We start from the raw sequence: 22,674 nt of genomic DNA, 5'->3' as shown, positions 1-22,674 counted from the left end.
TAATTTCAGACTGCGGGACGTTGTGGCATACCTTTGCAATGCCACTAACGAACGCCATGGACTTTATTTTCGTAAAATTGCCCATTTCAGATTTGTAACGGTTGTAGTCGAGCTTATTTTAGCAATATTGGCGAATGATATCGTTCACTCAGACAATTAAGCTCATTGACGCCCGTTACATTTCAAAATCGAGCCATCTCCACGAAATAGCCTCTGTGGCAACCGTTACGCAATTGTTGCTATGCTTCCTATGGCTATGACTTGCCTTGTTTTCCATCCAGGACACTCAACTGAACTACCCCTATACGCCATAGCTTCAGTCACTTCTTTTATATAGGGTTCTTGCCTTCTTGCGGTAAAAGGTGCGAACTTGTGTTCAATCAGGCCATTACAGGCTCGTTCTTTTTGCTATTGATAGCGGGCTTTACTTCGGAATCCAACCACCATGTGTTACCGTCCTGCCCAACAAGTCCCTCAGAAGCAGCAGGACCGTAAGAACCAGACTTATATTTGTACAATGGAACGAGATTCTCTTCGAAAGCTTCAAGAATAGGCTGTACAAACTTCCAAGACAACTCCACTTCATCCCAATGCGCGAAGAAAGAAGCATCACCACGGAAAGCATCATAGATCAAATTCTCATACGCTTCCGGCATCTCTTTGGCAACTTTGTAGTCGATTTGAATCGGCTCTATGCCTTCGCCTTTTGCTACGTCTTTGCTATTTAACTGGAGCGTAATTCGTTCATTAGGACTAATCTCAATGACCAACAGATTCGGACGTTCTGGCTCAGATGGATCTTGCGTATAATATTTGTTCATCGGGTCCTTGAACTCGATCACAATTCGAGTCGATTTCTCTTTCATCCGCTTACCTGTGCGAATATAGAACGGTACTTCACTCCAGAACGTGTCATCGATCCATAGACGTGCTGCGATGAACGTATCATTTTGCGAAGAAGAATCAATGCCCGGCTCATCGATATAGCTAACAACAGGCTTGTCATTCACGGTACCCACTTCATATTGACCACGCACAACAGATGCAGCTACTTCTTCTTTATGAAGAGGACGAAGAGCTTCCAATACTCTTTTCTTACGATTGCGAATATCTTCTGCATTGCTTCCTTTAGGCAAATGCATCGCGATCATCATAAGCAGCTGTAACATATGATTCTGGAACATATCACGGATAGCTCCTGCTTGATCATAGTAATCTGCTCTGCCCTCTAGTCCTACCGTTTCACTTGCTGTAATCTGCACATTATTAATGTAGCGATTATTCCACAGTGCATGCAGAACTGGATTGGAGATTTCCAACACTTCAAGGTTCTGAACCATCGTCTTACCTAGGTAATGGTCAATACGGAACACTTCATCTTCCGCAAATGCCTTACTAAGTCGTGCATTCAAGTCACGAGCAGATGCGAGGTCATGACCGAATGGCTTCTCAATAACGAGCCGCTTCCAACCGGCTGTATCCCCAAGACCGCTAAGCTTAATATTCTGAGCAATCGTGTCAAAATATTCAGGGGCAACCGAAAGATAGAACATGCGATTCTGCGGAAGATTCAACTCAGCTTCTCTTGCTGTCACGACCTCATGCAGCTTCTTATAATCTTCCGGTCGTGTTACATCTAATGCCTGATAGCGTATCGCCTGCAAAAAAGAATCAAGCTTCTTCGTAGCACTTGGCTCACGACGAGAAAATGTCTCTAGAGACTGACGTACCGTTTGTTGAAATTCCGTATGCTCGATATGCTTTCTCCCCATACCGATAATGGAGAATGCGGACGGCATCTTCCCATCTATATAAAGGTTAAATAGAGCGGGAAATATTTTTCGCTTCGCCAAGTCGCCTGTCGACCCGAACAGGACAAAAGTTGCTGGTTCCATCTCTTTCTCCTCCTTATATGCGAACAACCTTACATTAACTGGTTTATATTTATGATGTTAGTTACTTTTTATAACCTATTTACTTTACGAGATCATAATACTCCTCTTAAAGTCATCCGTCAACCCTTATTTGTCCAAAATGTGAACGTTAGAACTTTCTCTTTCTTGTTAGCGTTTTCTGTGATAAAGTATGCTAAATTTACAAATCATAAATACAGATAACCTGATTACTATTAATAACTAGATGAAGGAGGAGTTTAGAAATGGATGAGGAAAAAAAGAGAAAAGAAGATTGCCCTTTATGTGACAAGATTGAATACTCGTATCAGCTAATCGGCAAGAAGTGGATTGGGTTAATTATTCATACGCTTCTGGATGGACCTAAACGATTCAGCGAGATTCACGCCTACATTCCTGACCTCAGCAAGCGCGTACTAAATGAACGCATCAAGGAGCTAGAAGACTGCGGCATTATTAATCGGAACGTCATTCCTACCCGACCGATCCGTACCGAATATTCACTGACGATCAAAGGAACGGAATTGGGAAAGGCGCTTATACCAGTAGAACAATGGGCAAAAAAGTGGCTATAAGCCTTTCTACCACACATCATTGCAACCATCTAACAACCAACCACAACTACCAACACATACGAAAAAGGCGTTCCCTCTGCAGCAAGCAGCAAGGAACGCCTTTATTCATATCAAACTTATTTTTTGAAAATACCGAACGGCTTACCGACTGGCAAGAATATACGGCCAAAGTGTGTATTCAATACTGCTGCCGCAGAACCGTAGAAGCTGAGCAATGCGATCAACAACTCGGATACAGCCGCAAGCGTATGCGAGAATGGCGTCATGATGCCAAATGCATCAAGGGAAAGACCAATGAACAAGAAGTCAATTAGCACGAAAATAAAGAACAACACTTTATGTGTTTCCATAGCGCCAATTGTCATGAAGATCGTAAAGATCAAATAACCAACGAATGCCATACCAAGCTGATGCGTATCAGCCGCTTGTGCCATAGACTCACCGAACATACCATGTTGGATCATCCATGTCATCGATACCCCAAGCCAGAAGAACGCATAAGCACCAAAAGCAGTCGTACCAAACGTGTTGTTCTTTTTAGCATCGTGAATACATGCGAACAACTGTGCAAATGCACCCAAGAAGATTGCCCATGGAATGATAAGCGAAGTCCCTTCTGTCCATCCGAGCTTCTGTGAAGAAGCAACGAGTGTAACGATTGCCAAGCCGAACAAGCCGATAGCACTTGGATCTGCCGTCGTAATTTTTACTTTTTGCTCTGTCTGCATTTTCGATAATACCCCTATCCATTTGTTTATCTATTTATATACTCCGAAAAAAACACCAAAAGATATTCTATCACACTGCACAACTGGTGAATATATCAAATATGCTTGTAACAATTTACATTTCACTTCTTTTTAAAATATGTGCAAAAAACACCTTTCTATTCACGCTGCTCCATAAGCGGAGACAGCAAAGGAAAGGTGCTTGAAATGCTCGTTAAATTAGATACATTTGTTACGTTTTTTACGTCGTCTTCGTTGTTCTCGTTGCATCTGCTGAATAGGCACAACAGGGATACCACTGAAATTCGCTCAATTAATTATCGATGGATTGCGACAACTTCGCTTGCACAGATTGAAGCTTCTGTTGAGATGATGCTTCGCGATCACGTCGATCATCGATCTTGATGCTCGTAGACACTCTAGCTGCTCCCGCTTCGAACGTCGATTCATGCAGCACATGAATGACCTCTAATACACGCGCAAGAGGTCCTTCAATAATTGTGCTCATCGAAGTTAATTCGTAACTTATTCCCTCCTGTTGAGCCAGCACACGCTGCATATGTGCGACATAGTGACTCAAGCTTGTTGTTGCTGTGCCAATAGGAATTATCGTCACTTCAGCAATAGCCATAATTTTCATCCTCCAATATGTAACGATTATATGAAGTTATTCGTAATATAAACGAGGGAGCCTACATCATGTCATCACCATTTACTTATCCCGCTAAATATTGACAAAACACCCTTAACTCCCTTACATTACCAGTGTCTAGATTAACCTACATACGAGTACGGAAAGACTTACGTAAGACCAGAAAGGAGAAGCAGGAATCTCCTGCAGGTATTTGATGAAGAAAAGAAAATCATCGAATCGGGATATCGTACTCCGAGTTGCGGCTGAACTATTTCTCAAAGCAGGCTATCATTCCACTAGTATGGATGACATCGTCGCAATCAGTAAAGTATCCAAAACGAACATTTATTATCATTTCGCAAGTAAAGAGGCGATACTGCTGGAGATCGTCGATGATGCGGTAGCTTATTACGATGCACGCTCCGCACTAATCAGATCTCAACAGCATGTAGAGGTTATTACAAGAATAGAGTTTCTGCTGCGGCTCATCGCGTATGATCCCTATCAACAAGATTGCCGCGTAGGCGGTACGTTCCTGACATTATTTGCGCAAACCTCGCGCGAAGTGCCGGCAGTTCGTGAACGGATCGATCAATTCTTCCGTCGACATCAGCAGTACCTCGAGCAGTTGCTCGAAGAAGGAATTACAAACGGTCAACTGCATGTATCGCTCCCTGTTCCGCAAACAGCAGCACTTGTTCTGTCGATTTTTGAGGGCAGCCTATTCCTATCAGAAGTGTATCAAGATGGCGATCACCTACAACATGTATTCCAGTCGCTCGAATGGCTGATAAGGCTGCATCCTCCATTACGCACAACCTTATAATATAGCACCTCGTTCTGGATGGCCTCTTCTATGCGGCCTCTATTATTCTACTAGGGTATCATTCTATTAGAGCGATAATAGAGGCCGTTATTCAGCCATCCTATTCAGCATGCTGTTCAACATATCATTGAACTTGCTGTTCATCTAAAAAGTCTATCCTCACCTTTTCCATTCCGATCCCTACCGTACACTTGCCTTTACACACAGTACACAGTTCATAGTTCAAAGTGCACAACACAAAAAAACACATCACCAAAATCTTACAACTACACATAAAACCATGTTGACAGTTACATATTACCCCTTAATAATTAGGTAGTGCTGCTTCATTACAAAATAGGCTGGTATAGATTGATAATAGAACTGCATCTGCATCTAACTCTAATCGAGACTAGCCAAGGTTAGCCTAATGTAACCGAGTCTATTTCGCTATTATCAGTCCCTTCTGGGAATTGAATGTTTAGGCATACCAGAAAGAAGTGACCATTTAATTTCTCAAAATTATGTTTGCCTATTCAACAACTTTTACAAGGTAATTACAATAAAAAAGGTAGATATGAAGGCAGCGTAGATCCGCATTATATGTTGGACTCACGCAACCATTCACGTGATTGCCGTCATACGTTGCATAGCGCATACATGCATGACATACATGCCTATCGCGAATATGTAATATGCGTTCATAACACGTGCGCCTTTCGCGAGCATGTAGAATAGGCGCATGACTATGCGCATATAGCATGAGTTAATGGCATGTGCAACAACAATCATACTTTGGACAAAAGTGCAGTTATTTTAAGCGGAAAACGTCATTTAACCGTAAATATGGACAAATGTGCATCTATTTTTCTCAATTAGTCATCTAAATGGACAAATAAGCAAAAATAAATGCATTTTTGTCCAATAACCATCCAAATAAGCTCATTTACAGGTAAAATAACTGCATTTTTGTCGTCAATCTTCATGAAGCGCTTTCCACGGCAGGCTGATTTGTCCGTTAGTATGAGTTGTATGATTGTTGGTATCAGCCTAATTCAAATTAAGCAACTATAGCCTAGAGCTGATTAATTTCACTAACTCTACTGCTTTCTTTTTCAAGAATTGTTCCGTGTTATCGATATCAAAATAGCTGTATGAGCAGTAGAGTATACTTCTTCATAGTTCATGCTGTTGATGCTGTTTATACTTTGCATGCTGATTACGCTCTGTATACTGTTCATTCAGATTATACTTTGTACGCTGATTGCGCTCTATATACTGTTCATTCTGATTATGCTGTGTATGCTATTTAGCTGTTCAGCTGTTCAAATGTTCATCCTACTCACACTGCTCCACAGCTACTCCCTATCGTCCACGGATAAATAATAGAAAGGATTGAATCTTGAACATGAATCGCACAATGATAATGGCCTCCCTCATGGTAGCCACATTCTTAGCGGCAATTGAGGGCACCATCGTCAGTACAGCCATGCCCAAAATTGCAGGCGACTTGCAAGGCTTCCATATGATGAGTTGGGTATTTACTGCCTACTTGCTAGTCTCTTCCGTATCCGTACCTATATACGGAAAGCTGTCTGATATTTGGGGCCGCAAAGCTATTTTCCTTACAGGTATTGCTCTCTTTCTTATTGGCTCTACCTTATGCGGCTTCGCGCAAACGATGGAGCAGTTGATCTGGTTCCGCGTCATTCAGGGACTTGGAGCAGGGGCCATCCTCCCCGTCACCAATACGATTATCGCTGACCTATATCCCTATGAGCAGCGTGCCAAAATTCTCGGCTATATCGGTGCCGTATGGGGAACAGCAGGAATTGCTGGACCACTCGTAGGTGGCTTTATGGTCGACCAAATTTCATGGCACTGGATCTTCTTTATGAACATCCCATTTGGTGTAGTAGCAATGATACTCGTTGCCATTTATTTAAAAGAAGAAAAACGCACGAACAAGCAGCCGCTCGATTTCGCCGGCGCGATCACCTTCACAATTGCCGTTACTGCTTTGTTATACGGCGTTCATGTTGGCAGCGAAACAGGAGAATGGCTCTCTATCAGCGTATTAGCTCTATTCGCTGTATTTATCGTGTTTATTATTGCCTTTATCCGTATTGAAGCAACAGTGAAAGATCCGATCATGCCTTTGCAGCTATTCCGTAATCGGGCTGTGGCCGTAACAAATGTACTTTCTTTCATTATTCATGTGTTGCTAATCGGCATCGTCGTTTACGTTCCGCTATGGATGCAAGGAGTAGCTGGCTCTAATGCAACACTATCTGGCTTAGCGCTTGCACCTATGTCTATCACTTGGACATTCGGTGCCTTCCTATGTGGAAAACTAATGATCAACCGAGGCATGCGCACCTCTTCCATTATTGGAGGCCTCTTCTTATTTTTGAGTGCCCTTGCCTTGCTCTTTATGCAAGTAGACAGCAACCATTGGTGGCTGTATGTTATAACAGCCTTTATCGGAATCGGCTTCGGAATTTCCGTCACGCTGCATACCGTTGTCGTACAATCTGCGATAAGCCCAGATATGATCGGAACTTCAGTTGGAACGAACGTGCTGTTCCGTAATATTGGGCAAACGATTGGTGTGTCGCTTATCGGCAGTTATTTCAATGTTCAAACCGCGCAGACGATTGGTAGCCACCCAGACAATGCGGGCGATATCACACCTGCAATGCTGAACACGATGATTCAGCCTTCACAAGATAGTATGTCTCTGAGTGAGTCTGTCATTTCCGTCTTGCGAGATAGTCTTGCAAGCAGCATTCACGTGATATTCATCATCTTAATTGTCGTTGCTTTCAGTATGGTAGCACTATCGTGGGGGTTACCTTCACGTAAACAAAAGTCATTTGAGCAGGAAGCAGATTCACCTACATCAGCATAAACAATACAATGCTCGTCGTATGGAAAACTTCTATGGCGAGACGCATATCATTCATGCCGCTACCCCCTAACAAGGTGTAGCGGCATGTTGTTTTCTGAAACACAATTATAGGATTTTATTTTTCGAAAATATATTTCCCTTCCCAATTGCGCATTCAACTCTCTCTACAGCACATCCTATGATCTTACTACCATCCAAATAAACGCATAAAATCAGCGTTTTCCCTTGCTATAGAGCCATCTATCTCTTATTGATATAATTATCATCTTTAATCTGTATCTAAAATTTAATGCTCTTTATTATTCAATCCGTCAATTGTTTAGTATAATGAAGACGTTTCCAGTATTCTCTATTGAAAGCGCATTTATTGGCTTATTATTAAGATTAAAAAACTACTACACCAACAACCTGTACGAGAACATTAAGGAGGTCCTATCCATGTCGGCTGGGGTGTCACACAAGAACGGGGCGTGGGAGCGATATTTCGGTCCCAATCTTGGATACATTCATGAGCAATACGAGCAGTACCTAGACAACCCGGATGCGGTTGATGCACGATTCCAAGAATGGTTTGAGCAGTATGGTCCACCACCTGCTTATGCTAATGAGGAATACACATCACAATCCGTTAACAGCACTGCTTCTACAATCCATTATGCATTGAGCAGCGGAGAAGCGCTCATGCAAGCAGTCAATGCAGCAAAACTTGCAGAACATATTCGTACGTACGGTCATTTGGCAGCTAATATCGATCCACTTGGCATCAATGCTACACCAGACCCTCGTCGCTTCTCTCCAGAAGCGTACGGTTTAACGGTTGAAGGCCTGCAAGCTCTTCCTGCTTCCATCGTATGGAATAACCATCCTGCTGATGTGAAAACTGCATGGGATGCTATCCAGCACTTGTTGAAGTCTTACACTCGTTCGATTGCTTACGACTTTGGACATGTGCATGATGTGAACGAGAAGCAATGGCTTCGCGACAAAGCAGAACACAAACAAGTTCCTCCTGTCATGTCGAACGAAGATCGCATTCAACTCCTTCGTCGCTTGATGGAAGTTGAGCATTTCGAGAAGTTCTTGCATAAGACTTTTGTTGGTCAAAAACGATTCTCCATCGAAGGCAACGATGCACTCGTACCTATGCTTGATGAGCTTGTACGCGACTTCGCGCGCGATGGTGCTAAACATATTTTGATGGGTATGGCTCACCGAGGACGTCTGAACGTGCTTACTCATGTATTGGGCAAGCCTTACGGCGCTATTTTCTCAGAGTTCCATCATTCACCGAATAAAGATCTGTTCCCTTCCGAAGGCTCTACAGGCATCAACTACGGCTGGACTGGGGACGTAAAATATCACTTGGGTGCCGATCGCGACTTCGAAGAAAACGAACATAAGACGACGATCAACTTGGCGAACAACCCGAGTCACCTTGAATTCGTAGACCCTGTCGTTGAAGGCTTTGCACGTGCAGCACAGGAAGACAGAAGCAGCGCTGGTTTCCCTGTACAAGATACAGAGAAAGCCGTTGCGATTCTGATGCACGGAGACGCAGCATTCCCTGGCGAAGGTATCGTAGCAGAAACATTGAACTTCAATAATCTGCGCGGTTACCAAAATGGAGGAACGTTGCACTTTATCGTCAACAACCGCATCGGCTTCACAACGGAAAGTGAAGACTCCCGTTCTACGCTGTACGCGAGTGACTTGGCGAAAGGCTATGAGATTCCAATCATTCATGTGAACGCTGATGATCCAGAAGCTTGTATCGCTGCAGCACGCATGGCGTTCGAGTATCGCGATACATTTAAGAAGGACTTCCTTATCGACCTAATCGGCTACCGCCGCCATGGTCACAATGAGATGGATGATCCGACCGTAACACAACCAAAAACATACGAGAAGGTGCATGCTCACCCGACCGTTTATCATTTATATGCCGAGCAATTAAAGACTCAAGGTGTCGTAACGGACGAAATCATCAAGCAATTGCAAGATGATGTAGATGCTGTCTTGCAGCAAGCTTATGATCAAATGCGCGATACGGCTGAGGGCCAGTATCAATCCCATATCGACAAGCTTCCTAGAGCGCATATTCCTAATCCAAAGAGCGCGCCAGTTACATTGGAGCAGTTGAAGTCGATTAACAACGGATTGCTGGAAACTCCAGAAGACTTTAAGCCTTATCCGAAGCTTGAGCGTATCTTGAAGCGCCGCGCAACTTCACTTGATGAAGGTGAAAAAGTAGAGTGGGCTAACGCAGAGGCACTTGCTTTCGCTACGATTCTAGCAGAAGGACAACCGATTCGAATTAGCGGTCAAGATTCCGAGCGTGGAACGTTCGCTCATCGCCATCTTGTACTGCACGATCATACGAACAACAATACGTACTGCCCATTGCACCACTTGCCAGAAGCAAAAGCATCTTTCGCTATCCATAACAGCCCATTGTCCGAAGCTTCTGTACTTGGCTTCGAATATGGCTACAATGTGTTCGCGCCAGAAACGCTTGTTATTTGGGAAGGACAGTACGGCGACTTCGCTAACACGGCTCAGGTCATCATCGATCAGTTCATCTCTGCTGGCCAAGCGAAGTGGCATCAGTATTCCAACTTGGTTATGCTTCTGCCGCATGGCTACGAAGGTCAAGGGCCAGAGCATTCCAGCGCACGTTTGGAGCGCTTCTTGCAGCTGTCAGCGGACAACAACTGGACGGTAGCGAACTTGTCGAGTGCAGCTCAGTACTACCATTTGCTTCGCCATCAGGCAGTAATCGGTGGTACGCGTCTAGCACGTCCATTGGTTGTTATGGCGCCGAAGAGCTTGCTGCGTAACCCGCGCAGTGCTTCTCCAGCTGCTGATCTTGTTGACGGTTCATTCCAAGCTATCGTTGAAGAACCATTGTTAGGTCAAAAGCCTGCTAAGGTTAACCGCCTTGTTCTCTGCAGCGGCAAGATCACTTTGGAGTTGCAAGCAGAACTGGATAACCATCCAGACAAAGACTGGAGCTGGCTGCACATTATCCGTGTCGAGCAACTGTATCCGTTCCCAGCAGAAGCTATCGCTGAAGTGATCGGCCGTATGAAAGGTCTCAAAGAGATCATGTGGGTACAAGAAGAGCCTCGCAACATGGGTTCATGGACATTTATGGAATCACGCCTTCGCGCAATTATGCCTAAAGGTGCAGAAGTAACGTACAACGGACGCGCCGAGCGCTCCAGCCCTGCAAGCGGCTATGCAGATGTGCACAGCTACGAGCAGCGTAACATTATCGAACAAGCGTTAAACTTGAAATAAATAATCCGAATGTACCGTGCTAAAGGAGGAAGCTACCGTGACAGAAGTAAGAGTGCCTGATTTGGGAGAATCAATCACAGAAGGAACGCTGCACAAATGGCACGTTCAACAAGGTCAAGCAATCAAACAAGGTGATATCGTAGCTGAATTGGAAACGGATAAAGTTAACTTGGAAATTAGTTCGGACGAAGATGGGGTTGTTGGTGAGCTTCTTGCTCAAGAAGGTGACAACGTACTTGTTGGTTCCGTCATCGCAATCATCAACGCTGGTGGTGGTGCTGCTGCACCTGCTCCAGCACAAGCTGCAAGCCAACCTGAAGCTGTAACTCCAGCTCCAGTTGCTGCGGCATCCGCAGTAGCAACTGCTCCTGCTCCAGCAGTGGCTGTTCCAGCGCCTAGCGCGGACGGCGTACATGCAACGCCATCTGCTCGCAAGCTTGCTCGCGAGCATGGCATCGACTTAGCTCAAGTGCAATCACGCGATCCAATCGGTCGCATTACAACCGATGATGTGCAAGCACAGGGCCGCAACGGAAGCCCAGCACCTGCTGCTGCGCCTGCTCCTGCAGCACGTCCTACAGCGGCACCTGCTCCGCAACTGGGTGCAGCTGATGCAGAGAACGGCAAGCCTGTTGAGCGCACAAAGATGTCCCGCCGTCGTCAAACGATCGCGAAGCGTCTTGTTGAAGCACAACAAACAGCTGCGATGCTGACAACGTTCAACGAAGTTGATATGACTGCGATTATGGACGTTCGTAAGCGCCGCAAAGATTCTTTCAAAGAGAAGAACGAAGTCAATCTTGGCTTCATGTCCTTCTTCACCAAAGCCGTTATCGGCGCATTGAAAGCATTCCCATTGTTGAATGCTGAAATCGACGGCGACGAGCTGCTCGTGAAGAAATATTACGACATCGGTATCGCGGTATCCGCGAAGGAAGGTCTTGTCGTACCCGTTGTACGCGATGCAGATCGTCTTGGCTTCGCTGGCATCGAGAAAACGATCATCGATCTTGCAGGCAAAGCACGCACGAACTCTCTTGCGCTGTCTGACTTGCAAGGTGGTACATTCACGATTACGAACGGCGGCGTATTCGGTTCCTTGCTGTCCACGCCAATCTTGAATGCTCCACAAGTCGGTATTCTCGGCATGCATAAGATTCAATGGCGTCCAATCGCTATCGATCAAGAGCGCATGGAGAACCGCCCAATGATGTACATCGCCCTGTCCTATGACCACCGTATCGTAGACGGCGCAGAAGCAGTTAGCTTCCTTGTAAAAGTGAAAGAATTGCTAGAAGATCCAGAGTCCTTGTTGTTGGAAGGCTAAGCCGACCGAACAGGATTACTGAATATAGAGATGCTGTCATTTCGTATCATCTGCGAGGTTCAGCACAACAGGGGCTGTTTCGCGAGTGTAGATATTCTACCTCCGACGCAAGCCCCTGTTTTTTATACCGCTGCTATTATAGATACTAGGAAAATATACGATATAAGTAATAACCCAGCCTAGTGGCGATGGTGTTATTTTGTTCTTCCACCACTCTTCTAAAGTTGGTACAATAAGGATAATACATATAAACAACTTTCATATATCTATATCCCAATTCTGTCACCTATCTACGCTATCAATCCCTTATGACATACATATACTTATACCTACAACAGGGGGCGCATAATGCGATTCGATCTTATGGATTGGTTTTTATTAAGCATGATCATGTTTTTTATTTTACTAGGCATCACAACAGCTACCGTCGCTTACAAGAAAGGACGCTCATACTTCCCCGGCTTAACCTCTATTTTCATGGCAGGCTTATTTACAATACTGTTTGCATTTAAGCTCTATCACATTGCAGATGCGCAGCGCGCTGCACTCGATGCAACGATTACAAAGGCTTGGTACCATCCAGAGAAAGGCAACAATAAAGATAACCCTACCGACCTCACCATTACATTTAACGACCAAATATATCGTTACCAAGGAAACATTGTCGGCTTTGTTGCTAATGGCCAGGGAGAGGCTTATGACAATCAGGGAAATCTCATCCTCGCCGGCACCTTCCGGGATAATCAACTTCATGGCACTGGGGTATGGTATCGTCCTGATGGTACTACGAGATATTCAGGCCACTTCCGTTACAATCAGTTGCATGGTAAAGGGATAACCTACGACACGCAAGGAAATATCGCTATTAATGGAACCTACCGAAATAGCAAGCTCCATGGAGAAGTGTATCACTATCAAGACGGCAAGGTTCATACGTTCAGCAAATACGAGAATGGCAAGAGAATTAAAATTTTGCGGCAGTATTGAATGTGAAACGTAGAACGTAAAATCTAGAAACTCTACATAACGATATGAAAAGACCTCCCCTACCCTTATCAAAATAAAGGTGTTAAGGAAGGTCTTTTTCGTGAACTCATTTATCGTCATATACCCTTTTACATGCATCCATTCGATAACAGTCGAGATATTCCAACGTCTATTTGAAGGTGTTGAACAAACGACTTGCGTCATATAACCCAGCAGGTTTGTTGCAGGTCGTTCCTTTACGTTATTGCAACCTATCACAACTAGTTAGCATTAGTGAAAATCCGCATCCCAGCGGTATTTTTCTTGATAGATGCGATAAACTTCCTCCTGCAACCCACCCCAATCGTGGTCCGGGTACTCGGCCAGCATTCGATACAGCCGAAGGAAACGATCTTTCGGTAGACTGAAAGCATAGCGCCGCACAAGCGGTGAATACGATGCGACATAATGCTTCGTTCGAAGGGATGCACCGACGACCGACGTCATAATCGCAAGCCCTGACTCAAGACGAAGGATGGAATGTTCATGACGCAGCACATAGCGAAGCGTTCGATCACGAATCAATTCTCGTTTGAGCTTGGCAACTTCACCGATGTAATTAGCTAGCAGTGGTTCAAAATGCCTTAACAAGAGAGGATCCAATTCAAGATCCATGTCTTTTCGCAAAATAAACGAATCGAGCATATGCAGCTGCTGCATCCGAATGGTGTCATTGTGCATCAATGTTGCAATCTCACGAAGCATTGCGTATGTTAACGGCTTGTCCTTGTTCCAGTTCTCAATGGCTACTTCCCAATCACGGAATACACCATTCACGATTACTTGCTGTTCCTGCTTGATCAGTTCAAGCAGCTGCCTAGACACCGCTTGCGGTCGCAGCATAACTTGGACTCTCCATAGAACAATGATGACTGGGAGCCCTATCGTACCGCAAATGAGTCGTTGTTCTGTCGAGTCGCCGAATAGTACGGCAGCGACCGCGATCAGGAGAGCGATCAACAGCACTTTTATATGCGAATGGCGGACAAGTGAAGAGGCATGTTCATCTAGCGAAATCAGTTTATTTTTGTCGCAGTAACGGCACCCTTCTTCCGATAACATCGTGAAATTTTTACAATGTTTGCAAACTCTTAACTTTTGATAGCCGTATCTCGTTATACTATAGGACTTAAGCCGAACGGGTTGTTTATGGTTCATTTTGTATCACGTCCACGGTTTAGTATCGTTAGCAGCACTTCATCAACCTCTTCTGAGGTTGGCACTCGCTTTCGCTGCATGTAGGCTTTCATGCTGATTACAGCAGCATATACGATAAGAATAGCAAGACATCCATATGCGATCATAGGAATATTCCTTTCCTCTGGTTGTATGTCATTATTTTATTATTCGACCCAGATCGAATACCAACACTTACTAGCGGCACATTGCAAGTGTAATGCCGAATTCAGTCAGAAATCAACTGTCCACTGTCAATGTTTGAAAATTGCTGGACATTTATGAGATAAACTTCATACAATCTTAAGAATTTTAACATACAATAGAATTGATAGACTTGTAGGACGTTTAACCTAATTTAACCGTTATAGCCGTTGAACAGCCTCAATACATCAAAAGGAGACATTTTATGCAACGAAATATATCTATCTCTATTCGCATACTACTAGCACTTTCGATCATATTTGTACCACTCGTCGGTACGCTGCCTACAGCATACGCGGCAACGCCATCTTCACAGATTGATGCGGTACTCGCGCTTGATGTGAGTAACTCGATGAAAGAGAGTGATCGCAATAAGCTTGCCAATGAAGCAATGAAGATGTTCATCGATATGCTGTCGCCAACAGGCGATAAGGTAGGCATCGTCGCCTACACCGATCGAATCGAGCGAGAAAAAGCACTGCTCGATATTAAGTCAGAATCAGATAAGCAAGATTTAAAGCAGTTCATCGATCAAATCAATCATGGTGCATACACAGACATCGCAGTTGGGGTTAAGGAAGCTGTCAAAGTGTTAGAGAACGGCGCTGATCCCGCGCATGAGCCGATGATCGTACTGCTAGCAGACGGCAATAACTATTTGAACAAAAACGGCAGCCGTACACAGGCTCAATCCGATCAGGAATTGAACCAGGCAGTAGCTGATGCGAAGAAGATGGGCATTCCCATTTATACGATTGGTCTTAATGCAGACGGTCAGCTGAACAAATCCGTATTGGATCAAATCGCGAGCAAGACCGGAGGTAAATCCTTCGTCACCGATTCTGCGGACGATTTGCCACAAATATTGAGTGAAATTTTTGCAAGTCACCTGAAATTGAAAGTCGTGCCAATTGACTCGATTACATCAAACGGCAAGTATCAAGATGTAAAAATTAACGTACCGAACGCAAACGTATTGGAAGCAAACATTTCGATTATGTCGGAGAAGCCCGTTGAAGTTCGATTGATCGATCCAGCTGGCAACAGCGTGCCTATTCCTTCCTCTGACGTGCTTCAGTCCAAGTCTAAGAGTTACTCTTTGCTGAAGCTGATGCAGCCTGAACAAGGCGACTGGACGTTGCAAGTAAAAGGTGTTGCGAAGGACAAGATCGATATTAACTTGATCTTTAACTATGACCTGGCTCTGACGATGAAGCCGATTCCGTCCAAGAGCTACAAGCCAGGTGACACTATCGATATTGAATCGTATCTCATCAGCAATGGACAGCCGCTCGACAACAAAGAGCTGTATAACAACATGAACGCCGTGGCCCTGCTGAAAGATGTAGATACAGGCAAGACCGTCGAGGTGCCATTAAACAATAAAGGTGATCGTTTTACAGGAGAAGTCTCCATTAAAGACAAGCATCTTTATGAATTAATCGTCAAAGCCGAAGACAAGAGCTTCTACCGTGAAACAAAGCCTATGCAGATCGATGCGAAGTCAGGCAAAGTAACAACGCCTCCGCCAACAGAGTCAGGTGACTCGTCGGAGGATAAACCCTTCCCTACCCTGCTCGTGGTAGGTGGAGTGCTTGGAGCTGCTGCATTGGCTGCTGCCGCATTCTTTATTATGAAGGCGATGAAAAAAGCGAATCGCGGCTTCGTTGGACAGCTTGTCATCGAAATTAAGGATGAGAATACAGGCGAGAAGAGCTATCCGCAGTATAAGAAGCTAAATAGCTTCCGCGGCAAGTTCACCTTGCATCAAGTGTTGCAGCTGGCGCCAGAATTGAAGGAAACAGAAAAGATCGTATTTACACCGAGCAACCAAGACCGCATCATGATCCGCAGCAACGGGGACAGCACAATTGAGAAGTCAGGCCGTGCCGTTCAAGCTAGCAACGGTGTTGAGTTGAAAAATGGCGACCGTATTACCGTTCCACTTGCTAGTGTAGATAAAACGATTATGATCGAATATCTCGTATAGTCGATTAAATATGTCCTTAGGCAGTCCTTGGGCAGTAGATAGTGAGCAGCAAATAGTAGAAAGTTTCAGCATATCAAGTGCATAAACCATACATGCGTTGCTTCGTATATAGAGAAACCGTGTTTGACACTAAGGAGGTCAATGTAACATGAAACCAGTAGTTCGCGAACATATACAGCAGTTAGATGTATCCCTTGGTGGAGGTATTGTCAGTGACAAGATTCGCGTTGATACGATTGATAATCCCATTCTTATTATCGGACTAGGCGGGACAGGGATCGATGCCCTGCTCCGTTTGAAATATCAAATTAACCGCCGCTTTAAACTGCCGGAAGATCCGGTATCGAAGCGCAAAATGGAGAAGCCATCGAACGTCGAGTTCTTGGCCTTCGAAACGAATGAACAAGATCGTGCTAAGAAATACAAAGGCATTGGCCTTGATCCATTGAACGAATTCGTGCTGCTATCGAATGCAGAAGTTGGTGGGTTACTGCAAAATCGCAGTATTTTGGAACCATACATTACAGAATGGCTGTCCCCTGAGCTGTCGATTACAGACGGTATGAACGGTGCAGCAGGTGTGCGCCAAGCTGGACGACTATTGTTGTTCACGAAGATTAACCAAGTAGTTCAAGCGATTGATAAGAAGATTAAGACTTTGTCTGTCGGTACCAATAAGAAGCTGATGGTATTCCTGCTGTCCGGCTTGTCCGGTGGTACAGGCAGCGGCTGCTTCCTCGATATTTCCTATATCGTGCGTGGTATCATTGAACGCGATCACGGCTCCGCAGGTATCGACCGTGTCAATACACTCGGTTACTTGTTTACGCCAGACGTCAACTTGGCGAACAAGAGCTTGAGCGAGCACACACGTGAGTACATCAAGAAGAACGGCTATGCCGCGCTTAAAGAGCTTGATTACTGGATGAACGTAGATAGCCGCGGTGAGCGATTCCAGCAGAAATACGGCAATATTTTGAGCGTTAATTCACCATTGCCGCCGTTTAACTTGTGTCATCTGATCTCGGCTACGAATACAGAAGGCAAGCTGCTGGAGAATGCGTATGACTACTGCATGAACGTGACGGCTGAAAATATTACGAACTTTATGGCGAGTGAAGAGAAGCAGTCTGGCGAAGAGTTCGCGATTCATGACTATATTAGCAATATCCGTACGAATATTGCGCAAATGAACAAAGCTTATCCAGCCAACTATGAATACAACATTATCGGTGCCTCCTCTGCGGTGCTGCCGATTGAAGAGATGACAACATACCTTGGCTACCGACTGTTCCAGAAGATGGACAAGATGTTCGAGAAAGCGCCAAGCCAAGAGGATATTGAGAAGTTCGCGCGCAAGATTGGTATCGACCTCGATTCGATGGTCAAAACGTTCGAATCACGAGTACCTGAGCCATTGCCAGGCTACGAGAACAGCGAGCGACTCAGCTACAGCAACGTCGTTAAGATGCAAGTCGTCAATATGGACACGGAGCTAGAACAGAACTTCCTAGCACGTGCACGCGAAGAATATATTAAGGCGAAAAAGCAGCTGCCAGGCCAAATCGTCGAGCAGCTTAGCGAACAATTGCGCCGCTTCTTCCTACATCCTGAGCAAGGCCCGTTCTACGTATCGCGTCTTATTTATACCGAAAAAGGTTTCTGCTTATTAAAAATGATCCTTTCATATATCGAGACGCTGCGTGAGAGTTTGCATCGCATTCCACGCGACATCGAGTCTGCACAGGATCAGGCTCATGATCGTCTCGGCGATGCGAAGAGCGCCTTCATCTCGAAGGATAAGAAGAAGAATGTGTTTATCGAAGCAAAAATAAACGAGTACTGGCTTCATGCCGATCTAGAACGTACCGAGCAAATGATCGAGTTCTATGAAGATCTGTATGAGCTGCTCAACAAAGAGAACAACCGCATTTATAGCGTATTTACCGAAATATTGAATGCACTGAACTCTATTTTCGAGAAAAACGGAGATATTCTGATCAACGGTGATGAGCAGTCTGACTATAAAGGCAACCGCTCTTACTACTGGAATATCGTCAGCGTCCCAGACGTTTCTAAAGTGATTAGCAAAGTAATGGAGCAGAAGGAAGTCGACGATCTCATTCGCGACTTTACGATGGAATTGTTGAACCGTTCGGATCAATGGATTAAGGAGAATGAAATCGATATCGTAAGCTCGATTTCCGACTTCTTGTCTGACAAGTTCGGCGATTTGATTACACAGTCGATGGAAGAATTCTTGATCATGAAATTCGGTCAGGAAGAGTCAATTGAGAAATTCGTAGAACGCAATATTGCTAGTAAGCTGGATGACGAAGCGGTGCCTGTGTTCCACTTGAGCAACAGCTCTGGCAGCATGTACTTCCCTTCTTGGGGCTTCGTATCCGTACCTGTTAAGGCACCTAGCATTTTGAAGGGTATTAAAAACTATCAGAATAATGCGGTTGGTAAGTCTCACTTTACGGTAAAAGAGAGCGAAGTGAAGAACCGTATTTTCTGGCTCAATACGCGTAACGGTGTTCCATTGTTCGTCTATACACCACTTAAAGTGTACGAGGAAAGCTATGAGCGCACGATTCTTGATAAAGAAGGCATCGGACGCCATCTCGTGCAAACGGATAAGATCAACTGGACGTACTTGCCGTCTCCAATCCCTGAGCAATCTTGGGGTGATACGTATGCGAATGCTCGTGTGCGCAGCTACAACGAACGCGTACGCGGTGAATTTGTGAAGGCACAAGGCTATAAGGTCGTCGTGGAAAAAGACATTGACCACAATACGAGCAACCGCTATGCGGTCGTGCTGACACCTTCGTTCGATCTAGAGCAATTGTTGAGCGGCTATGATCTGCAATTGAAGGCTGCGAAGCCGAATCTTGGCGAAGTGAAGCGCGCGCAGCTTGAACTAAAGCGTCTGTTAGCAGAAGGATTACCGCAGCAGGCTACGAAAGATATTTTTGGCAGCATTAACGAAGAACTGGCTAAAGAAAACTTGATACGTACGCCTGATTTGACTCGCAGCGTTCGTGAAGAAATTGCGAAGTACGAAGCGATTGCCAGCAAAGTGGCTGAATTCGATAAGCTGCTAAGCCTTCATCAAGATGAAGAGAAACTGCAAGATCAGTTCATCGAAGTGATGTACACAGGCACGATTACGAAGAAGGGCGCTCTGTTTGTATACGACCGTGATGAGGAAGAGGAAGCATGGGAACCGTTTGCTAATCTAATGAAGATTCGCGACTATGTGGAGTTCGAAATTTTCGATCAATTCCGCAAGCTCGATGATAAGAGCCGCAGCACGATGCTGCGTAAAGCTTCCCGTCGCGATGCAGAACTAACTGGCTCGGAAGACGTAACGCCGCTGCTGGAAAAGTTAGAAGATTTGTATTCCGCCTTCCTTGACGCTCGCGATCGTCTTGAGTACGAGAAGATTGAATTGGCGAACGGTGAAGAAGCATACCAATTCTACAAGCAGCTTACGAGCAAGCTGAATACGATTCGTAGAAAGTTGAAGTAAGCCTATGAAACAGCTACTACAGCGTTTTGCTGATGAATATGCAAGTGCAGAAGAGAAATTAAGCGGGCTAGCCGATGATCAAAGCAGCATTCACTACCCTACTCTATTTTTGTTCATCGGTGATAAGTCAGCGGAAGCGGTTGAGCAAATTGCTCGCATCAATGCGAAAAAGTGGGACAACAGCGCAGGCGTTATATATGTTCATATTGCCTCGGAGCAGGAAGACGAGCGGCGTCGAGGACAGCAGGAACATGGACGGTATGAGGCTTCGCAAACAGAAGACATAAATAGACAGATGGATCAAGGACAGGAGCAAAAAGAGTTGGGCCTAAAACAGGCTCGACTCCTCGATCCTGGCGCGGCTCAGCGTGCTCAAGATGCAATCGGCTCAAGCATACGCCGTATCACGCTGCCTATTGATAAGTTGCAGCACAATCAAGCCAAGTCTTTGCGCCCTGCCATTTATAGAGATTGGCATCAAGATGAGCATCAGCTATTTGAAATGAATCGTACGTTGCGACAAGTCAGCCGTCACATTTCAGACTATGGACGACTCTACTCTTCTTTCGACCGCATCCACTTGGCAGTCATTACAAGAGTAGATGACCCCATGAATGTACTCGTACCGGAAATTACGTTGTTGGCGCAGTCCATTTTCAGCCAATCGTTCAAGTCCGTGCAGATGGACATGTACGCGCTTCTCAGCGAGCGTGATCAGATTGACGCTTTCGGTACGAGCAGTTGTTACGGCGTGGCATTCTTGCGTGAGTTGGAGCATGTGCAGGCAGCAGATTATGCGTTATCCGCTCCACTTCATGTTACGGAAGACGGTATTCGTATTCCTATCTCGCATGGGCCCGCGCCATTATTTGATCTTGTATACGTTCTATCCGACAAGAACGAACGAGGCATTTCAGCAGCATCTGACATGCAGGATAATTATGAAATGATTTGTCATATGAGCTTGTTGAAAAACCGCAAGTCGAAAGATGCCGCCTATGATCAATATGCGAACTTTTCGACGAGCTATAACAACGCAGCATTTAAAAATAACATGATGACCGAAGACGGACGTCAAGGTTATGTATCAGCTGGATTTTCTAAAGTTAAACGACCTAATGAATCTATCGCCCTGACTGTGCTTTATCATTTTTACAAGCAACTGCTAGATCGACTGCAGACAGCACCTGACTGGAGCAGTCGTGAGAAATTGGCATTACTCGGACTGTCACCCGACAAAGTCGCTGTCCAAGTCAATGAAGCGATTCCAGATGCAAGCCGCATTAACGATATGAATGGCATCATGACACATGATGTTAGTTTCTCCCGTTTGAAGCCGTTATCACTGCGAGAAGCAGAAGAAGCGTTGTTCGGTGATGGATGCAAGCTTTATTTCCGCGACAACTTTGTCCGTCCGGCGAGCAGCTATATGGAGCAATTGGATGTACGCACCAAATTGCGGACTACGATGCAAAAGCAAGCTGCTGAGCATCCGAATCTTAACGTCTTTCATTGGTATGAATGGACGAATGAGCAAGAAGAAACGGCAAGTATATGGAAAGACGTACGTGCTCGCATTCGCGACTTATCGCGCGAGCTAGAGCTGGCCCAAGCCGAGCTTGATCAGCTTTATACGGAGAAGGCCGACAGCCTATCCTTCCAGCGCCTTCCGTTCATGGACAAGCACAATGTACGCGGCTTTGTGCGCAGCTTCTGCCAGACGATTTATAGCAAGAAGCTGGAACTTCTTCATACAGAAACTGAGTTGCAGTTCATGCGCCACTATGAAACAGAGTTAGAGCAGCTTCATACTGAATCGGCTCGCCAAGTACAGCAAATGCGGGAATTGGAGCGCCTGCTGCATGAAGCGGCATGGGAGAGTATCCGGACCGCCGATGACTATATCGGGCAGAATATTATGGAGTACTATGAACGAGTTACTTCTGATGTGATGCGAGAAATCGAAGCCAAGCGCGGCGCGATGATATTCTTTGATGAGCGATACGTAGGGCATTTGCCTGACTTGCTCCATGTTGGCAGTGACCATTTCTTACTCAGGTTGATGGAAGTATGCCGTACACATATTTTAACGGCAGCTCCCTTCCACCAAACGTTCGAAGAAGAGCTGCTTCGTCGCTCCAATGTCACGATTTCGTACGATGACAAGGATGTTCTTTCAAAAGAAGAGCTGTTTAAGCGCCTGTATCGTACACTTGAGGAACAAGCGAATATTCATATTCGTCTCCTAGATTACACCCATGAGCATCGTTATGAAGAGAAATACTTCTTCGGTGATTGTACGAGCGAGTTCATCCGTTATGCACAGCAAGCAGATGAAGGATCAAGGCTGTATAAGCTCGGAACGGTGCACGAGAAGCGCAGCAGCGGTGTGGAAAAGCTGAATCTGATGGGCGGCTTCCATGTAGAGGATCTTATGTATTACCGGAACGGCAAAGTGTACTACGATAGCTATGTACAGAACGGATATACTTTCCACGGTATCGATCCTGCCAAGCTTCCTGCACTTCGTTAAGCATGATATGGAGT

14 protein-coding genes are annotated in these 22,674 nt (G+C 45.2%); 9 read left to right on the top strand and 5 right to left on the bottom strand.

Annotated features, from left to right (window positions below; all coding sequences use genetic code 11):
• Window positions 1–380 precede the first annotated feature (380 nt).
• Window positions 381–1,895, bottom strand: a complete 1,515-nt coding sequence (gene zwf / locus IFO66_RS15380) for a glucose-6-phosphate dehydrogenase (RefSeq protein WP_192026005.1) — start codon at window positions 1,893–1,895, stop codon at window positions 381–383.
• A 263-nt stretch (window positions 1,896–2,158) separates the two neighbouring features.
• Here zwf and IFO66_RS15375 point away from each other — a divergent pair, with 263 nt between their 5' ends.
• Entirely contained in the window at window positions 2,159–2,488 is a 330-nt protein-coding gene (locus IFO66_RS15375) for a winged helix-turn-helix transcriptional regulator (RefSeq protein ID WP_192026004.1), read from the top strand.
• A gap of 116 nt (window positions 2,489–2,604) precedes the next feature.
• Here IFO66_RS15375 and IFO66_RS15370 read toward each other — a convergent pair whose 3' ends face one another.
• Together IFO66_RS15370 and IFO66_RS15365 are read right to left on the bottom strand one after the other, a co-directional pair.
• Window positions 2,605–3,216, bottom strand: a complete 612-nt coding sequence (locus IFO66_RS15370; RefSeq protein WP_192026003.1) for an acetate uptake transporter — start codon at window positions 3,214–3,216, stop codon at window positions 2,605–2,607.
• A gap of 313 nt (window positions 3,217–3,529) precedes the next feature.
• Window positions 3,530–3,847 (bottom strand): MTH1187 family thiamine-binding protein, encoded by a 318-nt coding sequence (locus IFO66_RS15365; RefSeq protein WP_192026002.1) that lies wholly within the window; start codon window positions 3,845–3,847, stop codon window positions 3,530–3,532.
• Between the two features lie 217 nt (window positions 3,848–4,064).
• Between IFO66_RS15365 and IFO66_RS15360 the strand changes: the two genes are divergently transcribed.
• From IFO66_RS15360 to IFO66_RS15340, 5 genes are all read left to right on the top strand, one after another.
• Entirely contained in the window at window positions 4,065–4,676 is a 612-nt protein-coding gene (locus IFO66_RS15360) for a TetR/AcrR family transcriptional regulator (RefSeq protein WP_192026001.1), read from the top strand.
• 1,387 nt (window positions 4,677–6,063) lie between these two features.
• On the top strand, window positions 6,064–7,566 hold the full coding sequence (locus tag IFO66_RS15355; protein WP_192026000.1) for an MDR family MFS transporter: 1,503 nt from the start codon (window positions 6,064–6,066) through the stop codon (window positions 7,564–7,566).
• A 438-nt stretch (window positions 7,567–8,004) separates the two neighbouring features.
• Complete coding sequence (locus IFO66_RS15350; RefSeq protein WP_192025999.1) at window positions 8,005–10,866, top strand: 2-oxoglutarate dehydrogenase E1 component; 2,862 nt, start codon at window positions 8,005–8,007, stop codon at window positions 10,864–10,866.
• A 37-nt stretch (window positions 10,867–10,903) separates the two neighbouring features.
• Window positions 10,904–12,193, top strand: a complete 1,290-nt coding sequence (gene odhB / locus IFO66_RS15345) for a 2-oxoglutarate dehydrogenase complex dihydrolipoyllysine-residue succinyltransferase (protein WP_192025998.1) — start codon at window positions 10,904–10,906, stop codon at window positions 12,191–12,193.
• A gap of 348 nt (window positions 12,194–12,541) precedes the next feature.
• Window positions 12,542–13,180 carry a toxin-antitoxin system YwqK family antitoxin gene (locus IFO66_RS15340; RefSeq protein ID WP_192025997.1) on the top strand — a complete coding sequence of 213 codons (639 nt, stop codon included), beginning with the start codon at window positions 12,542–12,544 and terminating at the stop codon, window positions 13,178–13,180.
• Window positions 13,181–13,450: 270 nt separating this feature from the next.
• Here IFO66_RS15340 and IFO66_RS15335 read toward each other — a convergent pair whose 3' ends face one another.
• Window positions 13,451–14,377, bottom strand: coding sequence for a hypothetical protein (locus IFO66_RS15335; protein ID WP_225445801.1), 927 nt, complete (start codon window positions 14,375–14,377; stop codon window positions 13,451–13,453).
• On the bottom strand, window positions 14,374–14,523 hold the full coding sequence (locus IFO66_RS15330) for a hypothetical protein (protein WP_192025996.1): 150 nt from the start codon (window positions 14,521–14,523) through the stop codon (window positions 14,374–14,376). The genes IFO66_RS15335 and IFO66_RS15330 overlap by 4 nt, the downstream gene beginning before the upstream one ends.
• A 281-nt stretch (window positions 14,524–14,804) precedes the next feature.
• On the opposite strand from IFO66_RS15330, the gene IFO66_RS15325 reads away from it, so the two are divergent.
• The 3 genes from IFO66_RS15325 to IFO66_RS15315 all read left to right on the top strand — a co-directional run bounded on the left by IFO66_RS15325 (window position 14,805) and on the right by IFO66_RS15315 (window position 22,660).
• Entirely contained in the window at window positions 14,805–16,589 is a 1,785-nt protein-coding gene (locus IFO66_RS15325) for a vWA domain-containing protein (RefSeq protein ID WP_192025995.1), read from the top strand.
• A 148-nt stretch (window positions 16,590–16,737) separates the two neighbouring features.
• Window positions 16,738–20,127 (top strand): tubulin-like doman-containing protein, encoded by a 3,390-nt coding sequence (locus tag IFO66_RS15320; RefSeq protein WP_192025994.1) that lies wholly within the window; start codon window positions 16,738–16,740, stop codon window positions 20,125–20,127.
• A 4-nt stretch (window positions 20,128–20,131) separates the two neighbouring features.
• Window positions 20,132–22,660, top strand: coding sequence for a transcription initiation factor TFIID (locus tag IFO66_RS15315; protein WP_192025993.1), 2,529 nt, complete (start codon window positions 20,132–20,134; stop codon window positions 22,658–22,660).
• Window positions 22,661–22,674 lie beyond the last annotated feature (14 nt).

Origin of the sequence: Paenibacillus arenosi, assembly GCF_014841135.1 — a bacterium.
Taxonomy (GTDB): Bacteria; Bacillota; Bacilli; order Paenibacillales; family Paenibacillaceae; genus Paenibacillus_B; species Paenibacillus_B arenosi.
Note: the sequence above shows the minus strand (reverse complement) of the source record. Positions and strands in the feature narration are given on the sequence as shown.